This is a genomic window from Streptomyces sp. GL_140 (genome assembly GCF_057834465.1).
Window position 1 is genome coordinate 236,827 of record NZ_JBYQMJ010000003.1, and the last position, 24,247, is coordinate 261,073.

The following is a 24,247-nucleotide window of genomic DNA, read 5'->3' on the forward strand; positions in this document are numbered from 1 at the left end:
CCGTTTCCCGAAGGAGCGCGTCCGGATGGACGAGAAGGAAGTCCTGACCAGGTTCAAGAGCGGTCATCTGAACCGGGCACAGGCAGCTGCACTGCTGACCGGCGCGGGTGCCGGTGCCGGTGCCCGTACCCGCTCGGGCGCCGGTTCCGGAACCGGCGCCGGCGGTACGGTTCCGGCGCCCGTGGCCGTGGCCTTCGCGCGGCCGGACACCGGCCGGAAGCAGGCGGCGGACGAGGAGGCCCCCGCCGGGCGGATCGCCGTGGTCGGGATGGCCGGACGCTACCCGGGCGCGCCCGACCTCGCCTCGTTCTGGCAGCAGGCCTGCGAAGGGCACGGCAGCGCCGGGGCGCCGCCGCCCGGGCGGCCCGGTGACGAGCCGGGCCACTACCTGGAGCGCGTACAGGACTTCGACGCGGAGTTCTTCGGGATCGACGCGTCCGAAGCCGCCCTGATGGACCCACAGGAACGACTGTTCCTGGAGACGGCCTGGGAGGCCCTCGAGCACGCCGGATGCACCGGCGACCGCCTGGACGCCCTCACCGCCGCGGACGGAACCCCGCGCAGCGTCGGGGTGTTCACCTGCGCCGGGACCGGGGACTACGGGCTGCTCGCGGCCCGGACCTGGGAGCGCGGGCAGCCCGTGCGGCTGCCCCGCGGCGGCCACTGGAGCCTGCCCAACCGGTTCTCGGCGCTGCTCGGCCTCACCGGCCCCAGTCAGTCGGTCGACACCGCGGAGTCATCCGTGCTCGTCGCCCTGCACCTCGCGGCGGCCGCCCTGCGCGGCGGTGAGTGCGCCGCCGCGCTCGTGGGCGGCGGGCGGCTGCTGCTGCACCCGTCCAGCCGCCGCCCCGGCGAGGGCGAGGGCGTGGGCGCGCTGCTGCTCAAGCCCCTGGAACGGGCCCTGGCCGACGGGGACACCGTTCACTGCGTGATCCGCGGCAGCGCCGTCGGACACACCGCGCCGGGCCGTACGGTTGCCGGACCCGGCCGGGGGTCCCGAACCGGCCCGGATGCGGATGCGGATGCCCCGGCCGGTGGTGACGGGGTTCCCGGGCAGCGGGTGCTGCGCGAGGCGCTGCGGGCGGCCGCGGTGGACGCCTCCACGGTCGCCGTCCGCGAGGACGCCGATTCCGTACGGGCGTTCGTGGGCGAGGCCGGGGCCGTGACCGGGGCGGCCGCGCTCACCCGGGCCGTGCTCCAGCTGAGCCACCGGGTCCTGGTGCCCGGTCCGGGCCGGGCCGAGGCCCAGGCCTGGGCGGGCGGGGAGTCGGCGCCCCGACGGGCGTCGGTCGGGGCGCACGGAGCCGGCGGCTCGGCCGCGCACGTGATCCTGGAGGAATACCTGCCCGCTGCCGGGCACGACGGGGGCGCCGAGCCGGCCGGGGCCGCCGGGGGTGCCGAGCGTGTCGGGGGCATCAGGGCCGCCGAGCTGGTCGTGCTGTCCGCGCCCACCCCGGCCCATCTCGCCGCCACCGCGGCCCGGTTCGCCGAGCTGCTGCGCGGAGCGGGCCCCGTGCCGGCGCTGGACGTGCTCGCCCGCGCCCTGCGCACCGGCCGCGCCGCCATGGACTGCCGGTTCGCGGCCGTCGTCGGCGATGCCGGCGAACTCGCGGCCGCGCTGCAGCGGTTCGTCGCGGACGGCGGACCGTGCGCCGACCTGCGGGACGGCGGGGCCGACCCGCTGGACATGGGCGCCGTGCCCGAGACGGCCGACTACCTCGCCGCGTTGTGGCGGGCCGGACACCTGCACCAGGTGAGGGGCCTGTGGCTGTCCGGACTGGACGTCAACTGGGGTGCGCTGGAGCGGGCGCACGGGGCGGGCGCCGTAGCCGTACCTCTGCCCGCGTCCGCCTTCCTGCGCACCCCGCTGTGGCTGGGCGGCGAGGAGGAGCGGGCATGACCTCGCTGCCTTACGGGCCGGACGGGACCGGGCCCGTCCCGGTCAACCTGTGGTTCTGTCCCAACGAGGAACTCGCCCCCGGCATCGCCGCCACCCTGGCCTCGTACTGGCTGGACGAGCACGAGCAGGAGGTCGCCGACGGCTTCCTCTTCGAACGCGACCGCCGCCAGTACCTCATCGCGCACTCCCTGGTGCGCCGGGTGCTGGCCCTGGAGACCGGCATCCCCGAGGCCGAGGCGGTCATATGGCGCTCCTCGCGCGGGCGGCCCTTCCTCCAACCGCCCTCCGGAGGGCTGCCGCGCGGCAACGACATGCTGGACTTCAACCTCTCGCACGCCCGCGCGTACAACCTGCTGGGCGTGTCCCGCGAGCACCGCATCGGGGTGGACGTGGAGCGGCTGGACCGGGGCGACCGCGGTCTGGAGAACATCATCACGACGTTCTCCGCCGAGGAGCAGGACTGGATCGCCCGCGCCGCCCCCGGGCGGACGCGCGACCGGCGCGTGCTGCGCCTGTGGACGCTGAAGGAGGCGTACTCCAAGGCCCGCGGCCTGGGACTCGCCCTGCCCTTCGACTCCTTCGCCTTCACCCTCGCCGAGGACCAGGGCGTGCTCTCCTTCCTGCCGCCCGCCGACGACTCGGCGGAGCGCTGGCGGTTCCTCGAGGTCGAGCCGGTGCCCGAGGTGCTGGCGGCCGTGGCGGTGGAGGTCGCGGGCCCCCACCCGCCGGTGGTCCATCTGCACCACGGATTTCCGTGGGGGCGCGGCGCACCGCGCCGCCTGGTGCTGCCGGAACTCGTCGGGGTGTGATCCCAGTGGATGAGATCCGCCGCGGCCCCGGGGCCCGTCAGCGGAAGCGGGCCTTCGGGTGGTCGGCGACATCGGCGAGCATCCCGAAATAGTCGGTGCTCAGCTGCCGGATGCGGGCCTCGGAGAACACGGACGAGTCGTACGTGAACACGCAGTGCGCGGTGCGCTCGTCGTGCCGCAGCATCAGGCTCAGCGGCCGGGCCTCCGGGGCGGGGGCGGCCGTGAACGGCTCGGCGCGCAGCCGGGCGCCCCAGGAGGCCGCACCCCACCGGGGCCCCTCGGCGCCGGGTCCGGCGCTGAACTGGACGTCGCCCAGCTGCTCCACCAGCCGCGGCCGGCGCAACTGCGCGGCGACCGGCTCCAGGGGCACCTCGTGGTGCGCGAAGTCCCAGGCGCTGGTGAGCCGGACCCGGTCGACGACCTCGCCGAAGGTGGGCGCGCCGGTCAGATCGGTCCGCAGCACCACCGCGTGGGACAGCGGACCCAGCATGCGCTGCTCCCCGCCCCGCCCGCGCTCGGGGACGGGCCCCCGGACGCTGATGTCCCGCTGGCCCGACCAGCAGGCCAGCAGCAGCTGGAAGGCGGCCAGGCCCACCACCCGTACGCCGGTACGGTGCCTGCGCGCGGCCTCCGCGACCTTGCCGGCCAGCTCGTGCGGCAGCGGGAACGGCAACACCCTCCCGGTGCCCGGGGTGCGCCCGGGCGCACCCGGCGCGCTCAGGTCCCAGGGCAGGACGGCCGGTTCCGCGCCGTTGAGCCGGTGCAGCCAGTGCTCGGTGCTCTCGTCGTCGCGGCCCTGGGCCGCGCGCTGCAGCTGCCAGGCGGCCAGATCGGCGTACTGGGGGGCCGGAAGGGGCGCCGGAGCGCCGCGGTAGGCGGCCGCGAGTTCCGCGACGAGCAGGCCCAGCGAGGCGGCGTCGGCGATCAGCCCGTGCAGGACGAAGACGGCCACGTGCTCGCCCGGGTCCAGGCGCAGCAGCCGCAGCCGGGCCAGCGGCTCGCGCGCCGGGTCGAAGGGCCGCTCCCGCTCCGCCGCGACGGCCGTGGCCACCTGCGCCGGGCGGACGTCCGCGAGCGAGACCGGCACGGGCGCATCGGGCCTCGCGGCGACGACCTGGGTGAGCTGTCCCTCCTGCACGCGGTAGCAGCTGCGCAGGATCTCGTGCCGGGACGCGACGGCCCGCCAGGCGGCCTTCAGCGCCTGCCCGTCCAGCGCTCCGGTCAGCCGGAGCGCTCCCGTGACCACCGGCGGGCGGGTCCGGTGCGCGAGTCCGGCCCAGAGCGCCTCCTGGCTCGGCGAGGCCGCCCAGAGCAAGGGGCCCGGACCGGCCGGGCGGGGCAGCCGCGGGACGACGTCCGGCTCCGGCTGGGGCGGGGGTCTGTGCTCCGGACCGGGGTCCGCGGCCGGCGGGGCCGCGGTCCTGGTCCCGTCCACGAGTACCGTCGTCACCATCGGTTCAACGCCTCCTCGGCGATCAGCGCTGTGGGGCCCGCCGCCCTCTCGGCGCGTCGGCCGGGCGCGGTGTCCCCCGGCGGGGGTCCGGGTCAGTGCGAGGTCAGGCGAACGGTAGGGGGAGTCGCGAGCCGGGGCCCGATTCCTCGAGCGCCCGTGCACCGCACGTATTGCGCTCGTCGATTCGAGCCACCGCCCGCCGGCCACGGCGACCCCTCCTGCGGGGCGGCCCGAGCATTCTTCGGAACTCCTTCGAGCAAGGGTGCCGACGGCGCCGGCCCCGGCGTCAGACGGCGGTGGCGGCCGCGGCCAGCCGCGCCGACACCGTGCGCAGGACGGCGTCCTGGTGGTCGCTCAGGTAGAAGTGGCCGCCCGTGAACACCTCCGAGTGGAAGGCACCCGTGGTGTGCCGCCGCCAGGCCAGCGCCTCCTCGACGGTGACCTTGGGGTCGCCGTCCCCGGTGAACACCGTCACCGGGCAGTGGACCGTCGCCCCGGGGCGGTAGACGTGCGTCTCCACCGCCTTGTAGTCGGCGCGGATCGTCGGGAGCAGCAGCGCCCGCATCTCGGGGTCGTCCAGCAGATCGGAGCCCGCTGCCCGGTGGGACTTGATCTCGGCGACCAGCTCGGCGTCGCCGACCGCGTGCAAGTGCTCGCGGCCGCTCGCCGAGGGGGCTCTGCGTCCCGAGGCGAACAGCTCGACGGGCCCCTCACCCTGCTCCTCGAGGCGCTGGGCGATTTCGAAGCCGATGACGGCTCCCATGCTGTGTCCGAAGAGGGCGAGCGGCTTGTCCCGGTACGCCGAGAGCGCCCCGGTGATCCGGTCGGCGAGCGTGTGGATGTCCTCGATCAACGGCTCCAGGTGCCGGTCCTGGCGGCCGGGATACTGCACGGCCAGCACTTCGACCGCAGGCGAAAGCGCCTTGGCGACGGGGAAGTAGAAGCTGGCGGAGCCGCCCGCGTGCGGCAGGCAGAGCAGGCGCACGGACGCGTCGGGGGCTGGACTGAAGACGCGGAACCACTCCGGATCGCCGCTGGGCCCGTTCATGACATCTCCCCGTTCATGACATCTCCGCTCGCCGCTCTCGATCGTTCCCGATCACTCCTGATGACCGGCCTCCAGGGTGCAGGGCGGGGTGGCCGCGCGAAACCCCGGACGGGGCGAGGGGGCCGACCGCTCGACGGAGCCTCGACTTGATCTCCGGCAAGCCTCCGGTGGTCCGGGAGACTCTGTTCATGCGGGTGTTACAAAACCCGCCGCGATCCGTACGACCCGGGCCCAACCCCCGTCCCGGTCCTACGGCTCGCAGCGCCCGGCCGGCGCGCTACAGAAGATTCGAGGCCGTCGCCCCTCCTGCCGAGGAGGCGACGGCCTCGCTTCGTTCCACGGGTGACTGCCGCCGGAGACGGCCGCTGGAGCCGGCCGCGCAACTGGCCGCGCGACGGCCGCCCCGGTCACGGCGGACATGATGCAGGGGAACCGGTACGGGGATCACCCGTCCTGGTTCCCCTGCATGACCGCGTGCGCCCGGCGGGTCCCGCCGGGCGCACGCGGGGTCAGTCGGCGGTACGGAAGGCCCGTTGATACCAGAGCAGTGGCCGGCCGGAGCCCGCCATCCGTACCTCGAGCACCCGGCCGACCAGGAGGTCGTGGTCGCCCAGGGTGATCCGGTCCGCGAGCGCGCAGCGCAGTGCGAGCGCGTCGGGAACGTGCGGCAGGCCGGGGCTGTCCGGCCATTCCTCCAGCGGCGCTCCGGCGAACCGGTCGACCCCGCTGGTCGCGAAGCGGCCCGCGAGTTCGCGGTGCTCGTCCCCGAGCACGTTGATCACGAACTCGGGGACCCGCGTCAGCGCCCCGTGGCAGCTGGAGGTGTGCGAGATGCCGACCAGCACGAGGGGCGGCTCCAGCGACACCGAGGTCACCGCACTGGCGGTGAACCCCCAGGGCTGCCCCTGCGCGTCACGTGTGGTGACCACGGTCAGCGGCGCCGCCAGCAGGGACATGGCTTCCTTGAAGGTCGCCCCGTCGACGGCGGGCCACTTCTCTTGCAGTCTGGTCGGCATGGCGTCTCCGTCCGTGGTGGGGGGTCAGCGGGGGGCCGAGGTCTGGGCCGCGGCCTCCCGGGCCTGTGCGGCAAAGCCGGCCTTGTTCTCCGAGACCCACTTCTGGGACGCGCGACGGCTGTCGAGCGCACCGGTGAAGTGCGGAGCCACGTAGCGGGCGAGCAGCTCGTAACTGCGCTTGGTCTGCTCGCGGGTGGCCCAGTCCTGGGTGTTGACCAGCAGGGTTCCGAAGCCGCCGCTCTCACGCTGCATGCGCTCGATGCCCTCGATGACGTCCTCGACGGAGCCGATGATCGCGGTGTGGGTCTCGACGGCCACCTCGGCCTCGCGGCCCTCGGGCAGCTTCGCGGAGGCGCCGACCGTGTCGCGCACGTACTCGCGGAACCAGTGGCTCATTCCGGCGCGGACCTGGTCCAGGGCCTCCTCGCGGGTCTCCGCGACGTGCAGACAGATCGCCACGCGCCACTTGGAGCGGTCCACGCTCTGGCCGTACTTGGCGGCCTCCTCCTCGCCCGCCGCCCACAGCTGTGCCAGCGGGGGCTCCGACATGCCCGGGCGGCCCGCGAAGGTCAGCGCCTCCAGGCCGTACTGGCCCGCCAGGCGCATGCCGCGCTCCGTGCCGGCACTCGCGACGGCCATGTCGAAGCGCGGCTTGGTGTACGGGCGCAGGTGCAGCTGGGCGTCGCGCAGCTCGAACCAGTCGGTCTTCATGTTGACCGGCTCGTCGCCCTCGAACAGGCGGACCAGCGCCTCCAGCGACTCGGCCATCATGCGGCGCTGGTCACCGGCCGAGATGCCCATCATGTGGGCGTCGGCCGGCGAGACCCCGGCGCCCATGCCGAACATGGCCCGCCCGCCGCTCTGGTGGTCCAGCTGCACGATGCGGTTGGCCGCGGTCAGCGGGTGGTGGTACGGGAGGCTCACCACTCCGGTGCCGAGCTTGATGCGGCGGGTGCGCTCGGCCGCGGCGGCGAGGAACACCTCGGGGGAACTGACCGTGGACCAGCCGCCCGAGTGGTGCTCGCCCACCCAGGCCTCGTCCAGACCCAGCTCGTCCAGCCAGCTGATGAGGTCCAGGTCCCGCCAGAAGGACGTCGTGGGGTCCTCACCCAGGGAGTGGAACGGAGGGATGAAGGCACCGAACTTCAGCGTCATGACTGTATTCCTTCGAGGGGTCGGGCCGCCGTTCCGGCGAGCCAGAGGGAGAGCTGGTCGGCCAACTGCCGCAGGAGCGGCGACCGCATGACCGAGTAGTGGTCGCCCGGCAGTGCGACGTAGTGGAAGCCGGAGGGGAACAGCTGCGACCAGGCGGCGACCGCCTCGTCGGTGGAACCGTCCTCGGCGCGCAGGAACGCGGTCTCTCCCGCGTACGGCTGCGGCGCGTAGGCCAGCAGGGCCCGGAAGTTGCGGGCGAAGCGGGTGTAGATCTCGCTGAACATCTCGAGACCGATGCCCGCCGGGAGGACGCCCAGCCCTGCCGCCTCGGTGTACAGGATCTCGAACGCCTCGTCGGGGCAGTCCGCCGCGCGGAACAGCTCCGGGTCCGGCTCCCACGAGGTCCCGGCCAGGCCCGCGAGGTCCCGGCCGAACCACGAGAGCAGGACGGCGTCGTCGATCTCCGCCCGCCGGGGCGCCGGACCCGGGGCCTCGAGCAGGTCGATCAGGGCGAGGTGTTCGACCTCGTGCCCGGCGGCGGTCAGCTGCCGGGCCGTCTCCAGGGCGATGACGCCGCCCATGGACCAGCCTCCGAGCCGGTACGGTCCCTGCGGCACCGCGGCGGTGAGGGCGGCGGCGTAGTGCGCGGCCAGCTCGGGCACGGTCTCGAGGGGCTCGCCGTCCGGCACCTGGAGGGCGTAGAACGGCTGGTCCTCACCGAGCAGCGCGGCCAGTTCGCCGTAGCAGAGAACGTCTCCGCCGACCGGGTGGACGATGAACAGCGGGGTCCGCGTGCCCCCGGTGCGGATGGGCACCAGCGCGGTGCGGCGCACCGCACCGCCGGCCTCCCGGATCGCCGCGGCGAGCAGGGCGATCGTCGGCCGGGCGAACAGCGTGGACAGCGGCAGCGAACAGCCGAGCCGGACCCGGATCTCGGACATCAGCCGGACCGCGAGGAGCGAGTTGCCGCCCAGGGCGAAGAAGTCGGTGTGCACGCCGAAGCCGGTGTCCGGGAAGAACTCGGCCCAGATCGAGGCGAGTTCGCTCTCGGTCAGGTCCCGGGGAGTCTGTGTGGCGTCGCCGTCGGCGGCCTCGGCGCCGGGCACCGGCAGCGAGGAGCGGTCGACCTTGCCGTTGGCGGTCAGTGGCAGCTCGTCGAGGATCAGGATGTACTGCGGGACCATGTACGAGGGCAGGGCCGTGCCGATCGTCTTCGCGAGCAGTTCGGGCGTGACCTCGCAGCCGCTTTCCTTGTCGAGGACGACGTAGGCCACCAGCCGCTTGGCGCCCTGGCGTTCGCCGACCGCCGAGACCACCGCGGCGCGCACCGAGTCGCAGGCCAGCAGCGCGCACTCGATCTCGCCGAGCTCGATCCGGTACCCCTGGATCTTGACCTGGAAGTCCTCCCGGCCCAGGAACTCGATGTTCCCGTCCGGCAGGTACCGGCCCAGGTCGCCGGTGCGGTACAGCCGCTCGCCGGTGGCCGGGTGGCGCAGGAAGGCCGCCCGGGTCTTCGCCTCGTCGCCGAGGTAGCCGCGGGCCAGGCCCGCTCCGGAGATGTACAGCTGGCCGGGCACCCACACCGGGCTGGGCTGCATGGCCTCGTTCAGTACGTGGAACTGCTGGTTGAGCAGGGGCTTTCCGTACGGGACCGAGGTCAGCGCGGGGTCGGCGGGGCCGGTCACCCGGTGCGCGATCGACCAGATCGACGCCTCGGTCGCCCCGCCCAGGCTCCACACGGCCGCCTCGGGCAGCAGCGTGGCGATGCGCTCCGGGAGGGTCAGCGGGATCCAGTCACCGCTCATCATCACCGTGCGCAGGGGCAGGGTGGCGGTCATCCCGGCGCCCAGCGCGTGCTCGGTGAACATCTCCATCAGCGTCGGCACGCTGTTCCAGACGGTCACCCCGTGCGCGGTCACCAGCTCGGCCCAGCGGCCGGGCTCGCGGTGCGCGTCCGGGGCCGGCAGGACGATCGCGCCGCCGGCGGCGAGGACGCCGAACACGTCGTACACCGACAGGTCGAAGTTGAGCGCGGACAGGGCCAGGACCCGGTCCTCGTGCGTGATGCCGAACCGCTCGTTGATGTCGAGACAGGTGTTCAGGGCGCCCGTGTGCTCGATCATCACGCCCTTGGGCTGGCCCGTGGAGCCGGAGGTGAAGATGACGTACGCGAGGTCGTCCGGGCGCGCGGCCGAGGCGGGCAGGGCGCCCGCCGGCACGGCCAGTGCCCCGGGGCCGTCCACGCTCAGCCGGAGGGTCCCCTCCGGCCACGAGGTGTCGGCCTCGACACGGCTCTGAGTCAGGACCAGGCGGATGCCGGACTTCTCCAGGAGCAGCCGCAGCCGCTCGGCGGGCACACCGGCGTCTATGGGCACGTACGCGGCGCCCGACTTCAGCACGCCGATGGTGGCGGCGACCTGCTCCCAGCCCTTTTCCATCACGATGCCGACGAACGTGCCGGGACCGGCGCCCGCCTCCAGGAGCCAGCGGCCCAGCCGGTCGGTGTGCACGTCCAGTTCCCCGTACGTGAGCTCGCGGCCGGGGGCGATCACCGCGACCCGTTCGGGGTGGGCGGCGGCCTGCGCGGCGAACGGCTCGTGCAGCAGGCCCGTGGGCAGCGGCCCGGCCGTCGAGTTGACCGACCGGCGCACGTCGAGCTCGGCGGCCGGGGCCAGGGCGTGCGCCGGGCGGCGCCAGGCGTCCTCCTCGTGGCACAGGCCGCGCAGCACGTCGAGGTACGCGCCGAACATCGCGTCGATCATCCCGCCGGGGAAGAGCTCCTCGATGACGTCCCAGTTCACGATCAGCGCGCCGGCGTCCTCGACCACCTGGTGGTCGAGCCACACCTGCGGGGTCCGGATCGAGCTGGAGACCTCCTGGCCGCCCTCGCCGATGGAGGTGAGGTGCTGGGCCAGGCCCACGGAGGCCGCGGAGTCCTCCTTGGCCGCGAAGTTGACGGTGCTGGCGAAGACGACCGGCATGTTGGCGCGGGCATTGCCGCCGCGGGCCCGGTTGAGCTCGCGCAGTACCGCGACACCACTGACGTGGCTGTGCTCCAGGTCGGTCCACAACTGGCGCTGGATGCGTCCGGCCCGCTCGCCGAAGGCGGTCGAGGCGGTGGAGTCGATCTCCAGCAGGGTGGTGGCACTGAAGTTGCCGAGCACGTTGCCGACCTGCTCGTGCAGCGGCAGCCGGTTGAAGAAGAGCACGTTCAGCGTGAACCGGCTGGACTTGCTCCAGGAGGCCAGCACCTGGGAATACGCCGTGCACAGCGCGGCCGACGGGGTGACACCGGCCGCCGAGGCGTACGCCTTGAAGCGCGACCAGTCCTCGGCCTCGATCCGGCTGGAGCGGTGGGTGAACGCCGGGTGCTCCAGCGCGCCCGGGTCCGTGGCCAGCGGCAGTTCGGGGGCCGGCGGCAGGGTGTCGATCCGCTCGCGCCAGTAGGCGAGCGAGGTCGCGTGCAGGTCGGTCTCCTCGACGGCCTTGGCCGTCACCACGTAGTCCCGGTAGGTGAGCGGGATCTCGGGCAGCGCTCCGGCCTCGCCGCGGTAGGCGGCGGCCCACTCGCGGAACAGCGTCGAGGTGCTCCACGCGTCGATGATCAGCGCGTCGAGCCCGATGTGCAGGCGGGTGCGGCCCTCGGTCACGCGCGTGGCGCGGATGTCGAACAGCGGCCACACGGCGGTGTCGAAGACCTGTCCGGCGACCTCGTCGTGGAGTTCGGCCAGCCGCGCGCCGCGCTCCTCCTCGGCGCAGCCGCGCAGATCGGTCGTGCGGATCTCGTACGGGGCGACCTCGGGCAGCACCCTCTGGTAGCCGTCCTCGGTCATCACGGCGCGGAGCATGTCGTGGCGGCCGATCATCAGGCGCAGGGAGTCCTGCAGCCGGTCCACGTCCACCCCGTCGAGGTCGACCTCGATGAAGAAGTAGGTGGAGACGTTGCCGAGTTCGAAGGCGCTGGAGCGGCCCACCAGATAGGCCTGCTGGAGGTCGGTCAGCGGGAACGGCTCGTAGCGGGCCGCCTCGTCGCGGATCAGCTCCGGCAACCGGTCGCCGCCCGAGGTGAGCGCCGGCCGCGGGGCCGAGCCCTCGGGGCCCGCACCTGCCGGGGCCTCCTCGGGAGTGCCCAGGGTCTCCAGGACCTGGTCGCCGAGCGTGCTGACGCTGCGGCCCTCCAGGAAGGCCACCAGGGGCAGCGAGACCCCGAGCGCGACGGACAGCGCCTCCTTGACCTCCAGCGCCATCAGCGAGTCCAGGCCGAGGTTCTGCAGCGGCTCGTCGCGGTCCACCGCGTCCGGCGAGGTGCCCAGCGCGCGGGCCACGGTCGCTGTCAGCAGCTCCCGTACGCCCGCGGCGTCCAGCTGGGCGGGTACGGCGGCCGGGGCGAGCGGGGCGGCGATGGACGGTACGGGGGTGGTGCCTTCCGTGCGCAGCAGCTGGTCCTTCTCGGCGCGGCGCAGGCACACACCGGTGGCCTCGACCACCGTGCGGCCCCGCTCGTCGTAGAGCGCGGCCTCGGCGAGCAGCATCCCCTGCGGGTCGGGCGACGGCAGCAGCCGCACCCGGCAGTACGTCTCGCCCTGCGCGCCGGAGAACCCGTGGAAGGCGAAGCGGTCGATGCCCACCAGCATGAAGGTGGCGTCTTCGGGGGTGCCCTCGGGCAGGCAGGCGAACAGGGACTGGAACAGCGCGTCGGTCTGGCCGGGGTGCAGCCGGTAGCCGTCGGCCTCGCCCGGGCGCGGGGCGCGCATCCTCGCGACGGCCTCGCCCTCTCCGCTCCACACGTGCTCGATCCACTGGGCGGTGGGGCCGAGGTACAGCTTGCGGCGCCACATCCGGCGGTAGAACTCCTCGCCGGTGGTCTCCTCGGAGAGCGGGGCGCGCAGCGCGTCCAGATCGGTCGCGGCCGGTGTGCCCGCGGGCAGCGGGGCGAGCTTGCCCTGCGAGTGCAGCAGCCAGCCGGCGCCGTCCCGGCGGGCGGAGTAGAAGCGGTACGCGGTGCGGCCGCCGGGCGCCGGGTCCAGTACGAGCTGCACCCGGGCCCGCTGGTCCTCGTCGAGGATCATGCTCTGGAGGACCAGGCACTCCTCGATCAGCGCGCCTGCGCCGCCGCCCTCGGCCCGGGCCGACTCCAGGGCCGACTCCAGGTAGACGCCGATGTTGACGACGGGGAGCCCGTCCATCACGCAGTCGCCCAGACAGGGGTGGCCGGTGGTGTCGAGCACCGCCGAGTACTGCGTCGAGTCCAGCGGCGAGGGCACCAGCTCGCCCAGCAGGCGCGCCGAGCCGGTCCCGCCCACGACGGGCGCGGCCGCCGCCGGGCGGGCGCTCGGCGTGAACCAGTGGCGGGTGCGCTGGAAGGGGTACGTCGGCAGCGCGGCGCGCCGCCGGCCGCGGCCCGCGTCGTACGCGGCCCAGTCGACCGGCGCCCCCAGCGCGTACAGGGCGCCCAGGCTGTCCAGCGCCACCCGGCCGTCGTCGTGGCCCTTGCGCAGCGACGGCAGGAACACCGGGGCCTGTTCGCCGTCGCCCGCACCGGGGACGAACCGTTTGGCCATGCCGGAGAGCGCGGGCTGCGGGCCGGTCTCCACGAAGATCCGGAAGCCCAGCCCGTGCAGGGCGGTCATGCCCCGCAGGAAGTCCACGGGACGGCGGACGTGCTCGCGCAGATAGCCCGCGGAGAAGGCCTGCGGGCCGGTCAGCGGCTCGCCGGTGACGTTCGAGACGACCGGGATGCGGGGGGCCGCGTAGGTCAGGGCGGCCGCCGTGCGCTCGAACTCGTCCAGCACCGGGTCCATCAGCGGCGAGTGGAAGCCCCGGGTGACCGTGAGTCGCTTGGACTTGACGCCCGCCGCCGCAAGCTCGGCCAGCAGCACGTCCAGCGCCCTGGCGCCGCCGGAGACGACCAGGGACTCGGGGCCGTTGACCGCGGCCACCGACAGCTCGCCCTCGTACGGCCGCAGCGCCTCGGCGAGCCGCTCCACGGTGGTGAAGACCGCCGCCATGGCGCCCTCCACCGACAGTTCCTGCATCAGGCTGCCGCGCCGCACCGCGAGGGTCAGGGCGTCCTCGAGGGACAGCACGCCCGCCACGCAGGCCGCGACAATCTCGCCGATGCTGTGGCCGAGCACGGCGCCCGGTTCGATGCCCCAGGAGCGCCAGAGTTCCGCGAGCGCGTACTCGACGGCGAACAGGGCGGGCTGGGTCCAGCGGGTCTCGTCCACCAGCGCGGCGTCGGCGGTCTCCGGGTGGAGCACGGAGAGCAGCGAGCGGTCCGTCAGATCCGAGACGATGGCGTCGCACCGGTCGATCGCGTCCCGGAAGACCGGCTCGCTCGCGTAGAGGCCCGCCCCCATGCCCGCGTACTGCGAGCCCTGGCCGGTGAAGAGGAAGGCGACCTTCGGCCGCGCGCCGCCGGGCACGTGGCCCGTGCGGGCGCCCGCCGGCAGGAGCGCGCCGGGCGCGTACGCGGCCAGCTTCTCGCGCATCTCCTCGGCGGAGTCGGCGACCACGGTCAGCCGGTGCGCCAGCGGGGCGCGGCCGGTGGCGGCGGTGTGGCAGACGTCGGCGAGCGGCGCGGCGTCCGGACCGCCCAGGTACGCGGCGTGGCGCGCGGCCACGTCGGCGAGCGCGGCCGGGCTCTTGGCGGACAGGGCCAGCAGCTGCACGGTGCGCTCGCCCTCGACCTCGCGGCCGGCGGCGGGCACGGGGGCCGGGTCGGCGGGTGCCTCCTCGACGACGACGTGGGCGTTGGTGCCGCTCGCGCCGAAGGAACTGACGCCCGCGAGACGGGGCTTGTCGCCGCGCGGCCAGGCCAGGGCGGTGCGCGGGAAGGTGACCGAGAGGTCCTCGATGCCGATCTCCGGGTTCACCTCCTCCAGGTGAAGCTGCGCCGGGATCTCCTCGTTCTGCAGCGAGAGCACGACCTTGATCAGACCGGCGATGCCGGCGGCGGGCTCCAGGTGACCGATGGTGCTCTTGACCGAGCCGACGACCAGTTCCTCGCCCGGCGCGCGCCCGCCCAGTACGGCGTCCAGGGCGCGCAGTTCCAGCGGGTCGCCCAGCGGGGTGCCGGTGCCGTGCGCTTCCACGTAGCCGATCTCCGCAGGCTCCACGCGGGCCGCGGCGAGCGCGGTGCGGATGACGTCCTGCTGGGCGGCGGCGTTCGGGACGGTGATGCCGCCGCTGCGGCCGTCCTGGTTGACGGCGGAGCCGCGGATGAGCCCGAGGACGCGGTCACCGGCCGCGCGGGCGTCGGAGAGACGCTTGAGGACGACGACTCCGCATCCCTCGCTGCGTACGTAGCCGTCGGCGCGGGAGTCGAAGGTCTTGCAGTGCCCGTCCGGTGCCAGCATGTTCGCCTTGTCGGCGATGCCGAACCACTCGGGCGACAGCAGGACGTTGACGCCGCCCGCCAGCGCCATGCCGGTCTCGCCGGAGCGCAGGCTCTGACACGCCAGGTGCACGCCGACCAGCGAGGACGAACACGCGGTGTCGACGGAGAGGCTGGGGCCCTGCAGGCCCAGCCAGTACGAGAACCGGCCGGCCGCGAAGGTGGAGGCGTTGCTGGTGAGGCTGTACGCCTCCAGGTCGGCCGGGTCGATCTGCTGCATCTGGCTCTGCACGTAGTCGTACGTGGTGACGCCGAAGTACACCCCGGTGTCCGAGCCGGTCAGGCCGGCCGGCGAGATGCCCGCGTGCTCCAGTGCCTCCCAGCCCACCTCCAGCAGCAGGCGCTGCTGCGGGTCCAGGGTGGCGGCCTCGCGCGGCGAGATCCCGAAGAACGGTGCGTCGAACCCGTCGACCCGGTCGAGGAAGCCGCCGAGGCGGCTGCCGTGCCTGGAGGTGTCCCAGCGGTCCTCGGGCACCTCGCGGATGCCGTCGCGGCCCGAGCTCAGGAACTCCCAGAACTCCTCGGGCGTCTCGGCGCCGCCGGGCATCCGGCAGGCGAGGCCGACGATGGCGATCGGCTCGGTGCGGGCGCGCTCGGCGGCGTCGAGCTCCTCGCGCAGGCGGCGGATCTCCCGCACGCTCTGGGCGAGCACGTTCTGCCGCTCGCGATCCTTGTCGGTCATCGGGCTCCTCCGGCTGCGTGCGTCGGGGAACCGGACTCCGCGGCCAGCAGCGCGAGGAGTTCGGCTTCGGGAAGTTCGTCGAGGGACTCGTCGTCGTCCTCGGACCCGGAAAGGTCCGAAGGCACCTGTGGTGCGGAGGCGGCGGCGGGTACGGGTTCGGGCGCGGGCGCGGGTACGGGCGAGAGCGCGGGGGCCTGCGGGCCGGCGGCAGCCGCCCGCTCCGCCAGCGGCAGCAGGTACGCGGACAGCGCCTCCACCGAAGGGTGTTCGAACATCACGGTCGCCGGGATGCGGCGGCCGAGCAGGGTCTCCAGCCGGACCCGGGCACAGCGGGCGAGCGTGGAGTCCATGCCCATCTGGAAGAAGCCGGCGGTCCGGTCGACCCGGTCGGGGCTGAGTTCCAGGGTCGCGGCCACCACCGCGGCGACCTCGGAGCGGACGGCCTCGGAGCGGGCGGCGGGCTCGGCGCCGGCCACGGCCGCCACCAGCGCGGGCAGCTGCCCGCGCTCCTCGGCCTCGTCCGGCTCGGGCACCTCGCCCCCGGCGAGGGCGCCCAGCGGCGCCGGGCCGGCTGCGCCCGAAGCACGGAACCAGAAGCTCTCGTGCTGCCAGACGTACGCGGGCAGCGGTACGGGACGCGCCGGCGCCGCCGGGAGCAGTTCGGTCAGCCGGGCGGGCATGCCGTGCGTGTGCAGGGTGCCCAGGACCTCCAGCAGGCCGTGCGCCTCCGGCTCGTCGCGCCGCATGGACGGCACGGCCAGCCCCTCGCGGCCCGCGTGCTCGAAGGCCTGCTCCACGGCGGACAGCAGCGTCGGATGGGGGCTCATTTCGACGAACACCCCGTGGTCGCTGTCGATCAGCGTGCCCACGGCGTCCCAGAAGAGCACCGGCTCGCGCAGGTTGCCCGCCCAGTACTCGGCGTCGAAACCGGAACCGTCGCACAGTTCGCCGGTGACGGTGGACAGGACCGGCACCTGCCCCGCGCGGGGCTCGATGCCCTTCAGCTCGGCCAGCAGGTCCGCGCGCAGCGCGTCGACCTGGGGGCTGTGCGAGGCCACGTCCACCTTGACGTGGCGGGAGAAGACATTGCGGGCCTCGAGGGTCCGGGCGAGCTCGGCCAGCACCTCCGGGTCGCCGGAGACCACCGTGGAGGTGGGGCTGTTGCTGACCGCGACCGAGACCCGGTCGCTGTGGTCCGCGACGAACTCGGTGGCCTGGTCGAAGGGCAGGCCCACCACCAGCATCGCGCCCTGCCCGCTGATGCGGCGCAGCAGGAAGCTGCGGCGGCAGATGATCCGGGCCGCGTCGTCCAGGCTCAGGACCCCCGCCACGTACGCGGCGGCGACCTCGCCCATGCTGTGGCCGACCACCGCGTCGGGCTCCACACCGAAGGCCTTCGCACGGGCGGCGAGTCCGACCGCGACGGCGAACAGGGCCGGCTGGATGACGTCGATGCGTTCCAGCGGTGCCCCGTCCTCCAGACCCATGATCGTGTCGATGACGGAGAAGCCGCCGTCGGTCCAGCGCTTGAAGGCCTCGTCGCACTCGGCCACGGCGGCCTTGAACACCGGGCAGACGCGCATCAGTTCGCGGCCCATCCCGGCCCGCTGGGCGCCCTGGCCGGGAAAGACGAAGACGACCTTGTCGGCGATGTCGTGCCCGGTGCGGCCGGTGAACACGGAGGCCGGGGACTTTTCCGCCAGCCACATGTCCAGCCGCTCGGCGGCCTCGGCGTGCGTGCTCGCGGCGAACGCGAGCCGGTGCGGATGCCGGGTACGCCGGGTGGCGGCGCCGTGCACCAGCGCGGAGAACGGATCCTGCCGCGCTTCGCGGGTCCGCAGGTGGTCGCGCCAGGCGCGGGCCATCGGGACCAGCGCGTCGGCGGTGCCCGCGTAGACCGGCAGCAGCCAGGGGCCCTGCGCGGCCTGCGGCACCTCGGGGGCCGCGGCCTCCTGGACGCCGTCGTCCTGCGGGGCCGGGCCGAGGACCACGTGGGCGTTGGTGCCGCCCGCGCCGAAGGAGCTGACGGCGCCGTGGCGCCGCTCGGCGGGCTCGTCCCAGCTCGCCGCCGAGGTCGGTATCCGCAGCCGTCCGCCGGCGAGCGAGATGTGCGGGTTGAGCTCCTCCAGGTGGAGGTGGGGCGCGATGGCCCGGTGGTGGATGCTCAGCGCCACCTTGATCAGGCCCGCCAGTCCGGCGCCCGCCTCCAGGTGCCCGATGTTGGTCTTCACGGACCCGAGCGCGCAGCTCCCGCCGGCCGCGTCCGCGGCCCCGTACACCTCGTGCAGCGCCTCGACCTCGATGGGGTCGCCGAGGCTGGTGCCGGTGCCGTGCGCCTCCAGCAGGGTGACCTGCGAGGGCTCCAGCCGGGCGGAGCGCAGCGCCGCCCGGATGACATCGCGCTGGGACAGGCCGCTGGGCGCGGTCAGGCCGTTGGTCAGGCCGTCCTGGTTGACGGCGGAGCCGCGGATGACGGCCCAGATCCGGTCGCCGTCCGCGACGGCGTCCGAGAGCCGCTTCAGGACGAGCACGCCGACGCCCTCGCCGCGGGTGTAGCCGTCGGCCTTCGAGTCGAAGGTCTTGCAGCGGCCGTCGGGGGCGAGCGGCAGGCCCTTGGAGTGGGCGACCGTCATCGTCGGCGACAGGATCAGGTTCATCCCGGCGGCGACCGCGGTGGAGCACTCCTGGGTGCGCAGGGACTGGCAGGCCAGGTGCACGGCCACCAGCGAGGACGAGCAGGCCGTGTCGACGGTCATGCTCGGGCCGCGCAGGTCCAGCTGGTACGAAAGCCGGTTGGAGATGATGCAGTTGGTGCCGCCGACCACGGTGTACGGGTCGAGGCCGGCCGGGTCCTCCAACTGCATCTGGAGGTAGTCGCTGGCGTTGGCGCCGACGAACACGCCCGTCGCGCTGCCCTGGAGCTTCTCCCGGGGCAGGCCCGCGTCCTCCAGGGCCTCCCAGGCCACCTCCAGGAAGTGCCGCTGCTGGGGGTCCATGCGCGCGGCCTCGCGCGGGGAGATGCCGAAGAAGTACGGGTCGAAGCGGTCGACCCCGTCGATGAACCCGCCGAAGCGCATGGTGGTGCGGCCCGGAGCGGCCGGGTCGGGGTCGTAGTAGGCGTCGGCGTCCCAGCGGTCGCCGGGCACACCGGTGATCGCGTCGGTGCCGGAACTGATCATCTGCCAGAACTCGCCGGGGGAGCGGACTCCTCCCGGCAGTCGACATCCCATGCCGACGATGGCTATGGGCTCGTGGCGCTTCTGCTCCAGCGCGTCCAGTCGGCCCCGCAGCATGCGGACGGCGGACAACGCCTTGACGAGGGCGGTCCCGGAGCGGTCTTCGACCGGGGCGGCTTCGGCGGCGGTGCTGCTCATCTAGAAGGTCTCCATCCGCTCGCTCAGTTCCGCGAGTTCACGTCCGAGGAGGGCCTCGAGGCTCTCCGGGTCTGTTTCGTCGTCCATCGCCCGGGGCAGGACGGGGGCTTCGGCCTCGTGGCCCGGCCCGTGGCCCCGCCCGTGGATCTCGTCGCCGTCGAGGGCGATGCCCGTCCTGCCGGCCAGGAACGGCGCGATGTCCCGCACGGTCGGGTAGTTCCAGATGAGCGTGGCCGACAGCTCCACGCCGAAGGCCGCCTCCAGCCGGTTGCGCAGTTCCAGCGACATCAGCGAGTCGATGCCGAGCGAGCGCAGCGGGGTGTCGGGGTCGATCCGGCGGGCGGGGAGCTTGACCACCTGCGCGGTGATCTCCCGTACGGCGTTCTCGAACGCGGCCCGCCGCTCCGCCACAGGCAGTTCGGCCAGCCCTGCGGCGATCGCCCCCTGCGCCGGTCCGTCCAGCGGAACGTCCTGGTCCGCGGCGAGGACGGGTACGGAGTCCAGCCTGACCACGCGCAGGTCCTCGGCCTCGGCCAGCAGGGTGCCGTCGCCGGACAGGATCCGCACGCGGGCCCGCCAGTGCCGGTCGTCGCCGGCCCGCTCGCACTGCGCGTACGCCCACAGCTCGCCGGTGAGGGCTCCGTACACCGTCAGTCGGCCGATGGACTCGCTGACGAAGCACTGGGTGGCGCCCTCGCCCCACTCGGCGCCGAGCAGCGGGGCCACGGCGCTCTGCAGGGCGGAGTCGAGCAGCGAGGGGTGCACCCGGTAGCCGGGGTCGGAGGGCAGGGCCGCCGGGTCCGTTGCGATCCGGGCCAGGGCGGCGCCCCCGCCGCGCGAGACGGTGGTGATCCCCTGGAAGGCGGGACCGTATCCCAGGCCGCAGGCGGCGAGCGCCCGGTAGTAGGCCGGTCCCTCGAGGGTCTCGGTCAGCGGCCCGGCCAGCGCGGCCGGGTCGAGGGGCTCGCCCGGGTCGGCGTCGGCGCCGAAGACCACCCGGGCCTCGGCCGTGCACAGCGGGCCGTCGTCCTCGCGGACGAAGAAGCGGATCTGCGCCCGCCCGGCGTGCGAGCCCTCCAGTACGGCCTGCACCTGGCGCACGCCCCGCGCGGGCAGGATCAGCGGCTCCCGGAACGCGAACTCCTCCAGTACGGGCTGTTCGCCGGGCCGGACCTGGGCGCACATCGCGAGGGCCATCTCGGCGAACGCGGCGCCCGGCAGGACCGCGGCCCCGCCGATGCGGTGGTCCGAGGCGGTGGCGGCCGAGGAGTCGAGGTCCATCTGCCAGTAGTGCGTCCCCGGGGTGACGGGGGAGTCGAAGCGCTCGCCGAGCAGGCCGCGGCGCAGGGCCCGGCCGTGCGCGGCGGCGTCGCCCGGGCCGGGGGCGTCGATCCAGAACCGCTCCCGCTGCCACGGGTAGTGGGGCAGCTTCTGCCCGGCGGGGGCCGGGGTCAGCGCGCGGTCCACGCGGGCCGGGGCGCCCAGCACGTGCAGTCGGCCCAGCGAGCCGAGCAGGGTGTCGCGTTCCTCCTCGCGGCGGCGCAGGGAGGGCAGTGCGGCCACGGCCGTGCCGCTCTCCGAGGCGACCTGCTCCACGGCGGGGAGCAGGATCGGGTGCGGGCTCATCTCGATGAAGACGCTCACGCCGTCCTCGACGAGGCGGGCCACCTGGTCGGCGAAGAGCACGGGCTCGCGCAGGTTGTCGGCCCAGTAGCGGATGTCCATCTCGGCGCCGGAGGCCACGGAGCCGGTCACGGTCGAGTAGACGGGGACCGTTCCGGCCCGCGGGGCGATGCCGTCCAGCGCGGACAGCAGGTCCTCGCGCAGCGGGTCCATCTGCGGGCTGTGCGAGGCCACGTCCACCTTGACCCAGCGGCAGAAGACCTGGTCGGCCTCCAGCCGTCCGGCTATCGCGGTGAGCACGTCGCGGTCGCCGGAGAGCACGGTGGAGCGGGGGCTGTTGTTCACGCCGACCGACACCAGGTGCTCCTGGCCGGCGAGGAGCTCGCGGGCCTGGGCCATCGTCAGTTCGCACGCGAGCATGGCGCCCTGGCCGGCGGCGCGGCGCAGCAGCAGGCTGCGGCGGCAGATGATCCTGGTCGCGTCCTCGACGCGCAGCGCGCCGCTGACGTGCGCGGCGGCGACCTCGCCCATGCTGTGCCCGACGACCGCGTCGGGCTCGATGCCCCACGAGCGCCACAGCGCGGCGAGCGCGACCTCGACGGCGAACAGCACGGGCTGGACCACGTCGATGCGGGTCAGCTGCGAGCTCTCCGCGTCGGCGCGCAGCTCGGCCTCGACGGACCAGTCGATCCAGGCCCGGGCGGCGGCGTCGGTGGTACGGATGGACGCGGCGAACGCCGGTTCCGTGCGCATCAGTTCGCGGCCCATCCCGATCCACTGGGAGCCTTGGCCGGGGAAGACGAACGCGATCCGGGGCCGGGTCTGCGCGGGATTCGCGCCCTCGTACAGCTGCGGCGGGCGCTCGCCGTCGGCGTGGGCTGCCAGCGCCTCGGCCAGCTCGGCCGTGTCGTGGGCGACGAGCGAGAGGCGGTGCGGGTGGTGGGCCCGCTCCAGGCCCGCGCGGGCCAGGGCTGCCAGGTCCGCACCCGGCGCGCCGTCCGCGAGGCCGGCGGCGACGGAGCGGGAGAGGTCCCGCAGGGCCTGCGGGGTGCGCGCGGAGAGGGTGAACAGCTCGGCGCGAGCGGGACCTTCGCCCGGAAGACGCACGTCGAGGCCGAGCCCGGCGAGCGCCCCGAGCGTGTCCACCAGCCCGGCCCGGTCGTCGTCGCCCTCGCGGCTCATGGTGGTCAGTACGGCCGCGCCCCCGCCGTGCTCCTCGGCGGACTGGCGCAGCGCGGGGGCCAGTACGGGGTTGGCGCTCAGCTCCACGAGGACGCCGGTTCCGTGGGCCAGCAGATGGGCGACGGCCGGGGCCAGCAGCACGGGCCGGCGCAGGTTGCGGACGAAGTACGAGGCGTCCGCCTCCCGCCAGTCGAGCGGCTCGCCCGTCACGGAGGAGATCATCGGGATGCGGCCGGGCCGCGGGGTGAGCGTGCCGATGGCCGCTTCGAGGTCGGCGGTGATCGGGTCGATGCCGGCGCTGTGGGCCGGCAGGTCGACGCGGATCATGCTGCACAGCACGCCCTCGGCCTTCAGGTCGGCGACCAGCGCCTCCAGTGCGGCGCGCGAGCCCGCGAGCCCGGTGGCGCGTGGGCCGTTCTGGGTGGCGACCGAGATGTCGCCGCCCCCGTCCCGGGCGTCGAGCCGACGCTGGAGGTCGGTGGCGGAGAGCTCGACCACGGCCATGCCGCTGCCGGATCCGGCGACCCGGCGCTGCTGGTCGCTGTAGTGGTGGATGAGCCGTACCGCGTCCGGCAGGTCGAGGATGCCGGCGATGACGGCGGCGGCGACCTCGCCCAGGCTGTGGCCGACGACGGCGTCCGGTCGCACGCCGGCCGCCTCGAGCCAGGCGGCGATGCCGACCTGGATGGCGAACAGCACCGGCTGCACGACCCCGACGTCACCGCTGCGGGCCTCGGGCTCGTCGGTGTACAGCTCCTCCAGCAGGGACCACCCGGTGTACCGCGCGAGTTCGCGGTCGCACTCCTCCAGTACGGAGCGGAAGACCGGCTCGGTACGGAGCATGGTGCGGGCCATGCCGATCCACTGCTGGCCGTACGGGGAGCACACGAAGGCCACCTGCGGGCGGCCGGTGGAGCCGGCGCCGGCGCCGGTGCCGGGCTTCTCGGTCAGGGTCAGCGGCGCGGGCGCGGTGACGGCCTCGAGCACGACGTGCACGTTGGTGCCGCCCCAGCCGAAGGCGCTCACCCCGGCCCGGGCGGGCCCCTGCCCGGTCACGGGCCACGGCTCCTCGGCGGCCGCGACCCGCAGACCGAGCTCCTCGAAGGGGATGTGCGGGTTGGGCGTCTCGAAGTGGATGCTGGGCGGAATGAGGCGGTGACGCAGCGCGAGGGCGGTCTTGACCACACCGGCAATGCCGGCGGCCGCCTCCAGGTGGCCGATGTTGCTCTTGACCGACCCGATGCGCAGGGCCGCGTCCTCGCCGCGGCCGCGGCCGTAGACCGCGCCGAGGGCGGTGGCCTCGACCGGGTCGCCGAGGGCGGTGCCCGTGCCGTGGGTCTCCACGTACTGGACCTCGGCGGGGGAGACGCCGGCCTGGCGGCACGCGGTGCGCAGGACGGCTTCCTGGGCCAGCGGGTTGGGGGCGGTGAGTCCGTTGCTCAAGCCGTCGTTGTTGGTGGCCGTACCCCGGATCGTGCACCAGATGTCGTCGCCGTCGGCCAGTGCCTTGGACAGCGGCTTGAGGACGACGGCCGCGGCGCCCTCGCCGCGGCCGAAGCCGTCACCCCGGGCGTCGAAGGCCTTGCACCGGCCGTCCGGGGAAAGGCCGCCGAACTTGCTGAGCGAGACCATCGTCTCGGGGCTGAGCAGCAGGTTCACCCCGCCCGCGACGGCGGTCTCGGACTCGCCGGCCCAGATGCTCTGACAGGCCAGGTGGACCGCGAGCAGGGAGGAGGAGCACGCCGAGTCCAGGACGATGCTGGGGCCGGTGAGCCCGAGTACGTAACTGAGGCGGTTGGCGACCATGTTCAGGGCCCGGCCGGTGGCCGAGTGCAGGGAGGCGCCGACCGGGTCGGCCGCGCCGAGGTCGGCGTAGTCGTGCCAGATCGCCCCGGCGAAGACACCGGTCGCGGTGCCGGACAGCCGGCCGTCGGACAGGCCCGCGTCCTCCAGGGCCTCCCAGGCCACCTCCAGGAAGAGCCGCTGCTGCGGATCCATCTCCTGGGCCTCGCGCGGGGAGATGCCGAAGAAGAGCGGGTCGAAGGTGTCCACCGGGCCGCGCAGGAAGCCCGCCTGGGAGGTCACCATCTTGCCGGCGGCGGCCGGGTTGGTGTCCAGGTAGGCGGCGGCGTCCCAGCGCTCGGCCGGCACCTCGCTCACCGCGTCGGTGCCCGAGCGCAGCAGCTCCCAGAACTCCTCGATGCCGTCGGCCCCGGGCAGCCGGCACGCCATGCCCGTGATGGCGATCGGCTCGTGGGTGCGGGGCGCGGACCGGAAGGTGTCCGGCAGCTCGGCGGGCGCTTCGGACTCGCCCGCGACGACGCGGGCGGCGAGCGCCGCGATGCTGGGGTGCGACCACATGAGCGCCGGGGAGAGCCGGGTGCCGGTCACCTCCGAGAGGTGGCCCATGAGGGCGACGGCGCGCATCGAGTCGATTCCGACCGTCGAGAAGAGATCGTCGTCGCGGATCTCTTCGGGCGCGCGGCCCGACCGTACGGCGATCTCGCTGCGCAACCAGTGCGACACGGCCTCGACGGTGTCCATACGGGACGACGCGTCGACGAGCCCAGAACCCTTGCCCATCTGCATGAGAACCCCCTCCGCTTGTA

9 protein-coding genes are annotated in these 24,247 nt (G+C 74.2%); 2 read left to right on the forward strand and 7 right to left on the reverse strand.

Annotation, left to right across the window (positions count from 1 at the left end; all coding sequences use genetic code 11):
- The first annotated feature begins 25 nt into the window (after positions 1-25).
- Positions 26-1,900 carry a beta-ketoacyl synthase N-terminal-like domain-containing protein gene (locus tag AC3IYJ_RS42390; RefSeq protein ID WP_489403552.1) on the forward strand — a complete coding sequence of 625 codons (1,875 nt, stop codon included), beginning with the start codon at positions 26-28 and terminating at the stop codon, positions 1,898-1,900.
- Positions 1,897-2,709 carry a 4'-phosphopantetheinyl transferase family protein gene (locus AC3IYJ_RS42395; protein WP_489403553.1) on the forward strand — a complete coding sequence of 271 codons (813 nt, stop codon included), beginning with the start codon at positions 1,897-1,899 and terminating at the stop codon, positions 2,707-2,709. Before AC3IYJ_RS42390 ends, AC3IYJ_RS42395 begins: the two co-directional genes overlap by 4 nt.
- Positions 2,710-2,746: 37 nt before the next feature.
- Here the strand turns inward: AC3IYJ_RS42395 and AC3IYJ_RS42400 are convergent, their stop codons facing one another.
- The 7 genes from AC3IYJ_RS42400 to AC3IYJ_RS42430 all read right to left on the reverse strand — a co-directional run bounded on the left by AC3IYJ_RS42400 (position 2,747) and on the right by AC3IYJ_RS42430 (position 24,227).
- Positions 2,747-4,162: a condensation domain-containing protein gene (locus AC3IYJ_RS42400; protein ID WP_489403554.1), complete on the reverse strand. Its 1,416-nt coding sequence runs from the start codon at positions 4,160-4,162 to the stop codon at positions 2,747-2,749.
- A gap of 286 nt (positions 4,163-4,448) precedes the next feature.
- The gene (locus tag AC3IYJ_RS42405; RefSeq protein WP_489403555.1) at positions 4,449-5,210 is read right to left on the reverse strand and encodes a thioesterase II family protein; all 762 of its coding nucleotides are present in this window, start codon (positions 5,208-5,210) and stop codon (positions 4,449-4,451) included.
- Positions 5,211-5,719: 509 nt separating this feature from the next.
- A complete protein-coding gene (locus tag AC3IYJ_RS42410) occupies positions 5,720-6,226 on the reverse strand; it encodes a flavin reductase family protein (protein ID WP_489403556.1) in 507 nt (168 codons plus the stop codon).
- Between the two features lie 24 nt (positions 6,227-6,250).
- Entirely contained in the window at positions 6,251-7,381 is a 1,131-nt protein-coding gene (locus AC3IYJ_RS42415) for an LLM class flavin-dependent oxidoreductase (RefSeq protein ID WP_489403557.1), read from the reverse strand.
- Positions 7,378-15,459: a hybrid non-ribosomal peptide synthetase/type I polyketide synthase gene (locus tag AC3IYJ_RS42420; RefSeq protein WP_489403558.1), complete on the reverse strand. Its 8,082-nt coding sequence runs from the start codon at positions 15,457-15,459 to the stop codon at positions 7,378-7,380. Before AC3IYJ_RS42420 ends, AC3IYJ_RS42415 begins: the two co-directional genes overlap by 4 nt.
- Positions 15,456-18,833 (reverse strand): type I polyketide synthase, encoded by a 3,378-nt coding sequence (locus AC3IYJ_RS42425; protein WP_489403559.1) that lies wholly within the window; start codon positions 18,831-18,833, stop codon positions 15,456-15,458. The genes AC3IYJ_RS42420 and AC3IYJ_RS42425 overlap by 4 nt, the downstream gene beginning before the upstream one ends.
- Positions 18,834-24,227: an acyltransferase domain-containing protein gene (locus AC3IYJ_RS42430; protein ID WP_489403560.1), complete on the reverse strand. Its 5,394-nt coding sequence runs from the start codon at positions 24,225-24,227 to the stop codon at positions 18,834-18,836. It abuts the gene before it with no gap.
- Positions 24,228-24,247 lie beyond the last annotated feature (20 nt).

Excerpts from the sequence above, each read along its gene's own strand:
- AC3IYJ_RS42410 (WP_489403556.1), bottom strand. The coding sequence starts at position 6,226 with ATGCCGACCAGACTGCAAGAGAAGTGGCCCGCCGTCGACGGGGCGACC.
- AC3IYJ_RS42425 (WP_489403559.1), bottom strand. The coding sequence starts at position 18,833 with ATGAGCAGCACCGCCGCCGAAGCCGCCCCGGTCGAAGACCGCTCCGGG.
- AC3IYJ_RS42395 (WP_489403553.1), top strand. The coding sequence starts at position 1,897 with ATGACCTCGCTGCCTTACGGGCCGGACGGGACCGGGCCCGTCCCGGTC.
- AC3IYJ_RS42390 (WP_489403552.1), top strand. The coding sequence starts at position 26 with ATGGACGAGAAGGAAGTCCTGACCAGGTTCAAGAGCGGTCATCTGAAC.
- AC3IYJ_RS42405 (WP_489403555.1), bottom strand. The coding sequence starts at position 5,210 with ATGAACGGGCCCAGCGGCGATCCGGAGTGGTTCCGCGTCTTCAGTCCA.
- AC3IYJ_RS42400 (WP_489403554.1), bottom strand. The coding sequence starts at position 4,162 with ATGGTGACGACGGTACTCGTGGACGGGACCAGGACCGCGGCCCCGCCG.
- AC3IYJ_RS42420 (WP_489403558.1), bottom strand. The coding sequence starts at position 15,459 with ATGACCGACAAGGATCGCGAGCGGCAGAACGTGCTCGCCCAGAGCGTG.
- AC3IYJ_RS42415 (WP_489403557.1), bottom strand. The coding sequence starts at position 7,381 with ATGACGCTGAAGTTCGGTGCCTTCATCCCTCCGTTCCACTCCCTGGGT.
- AC3IYJ_RS42430 (WP_489403560.1), bottom strand. The coding sequence starts at position 24,227 with ATGCAGATGGGCAAGGGTTCTGGGCTCGTCGACGCGTCGTCCCGTATG.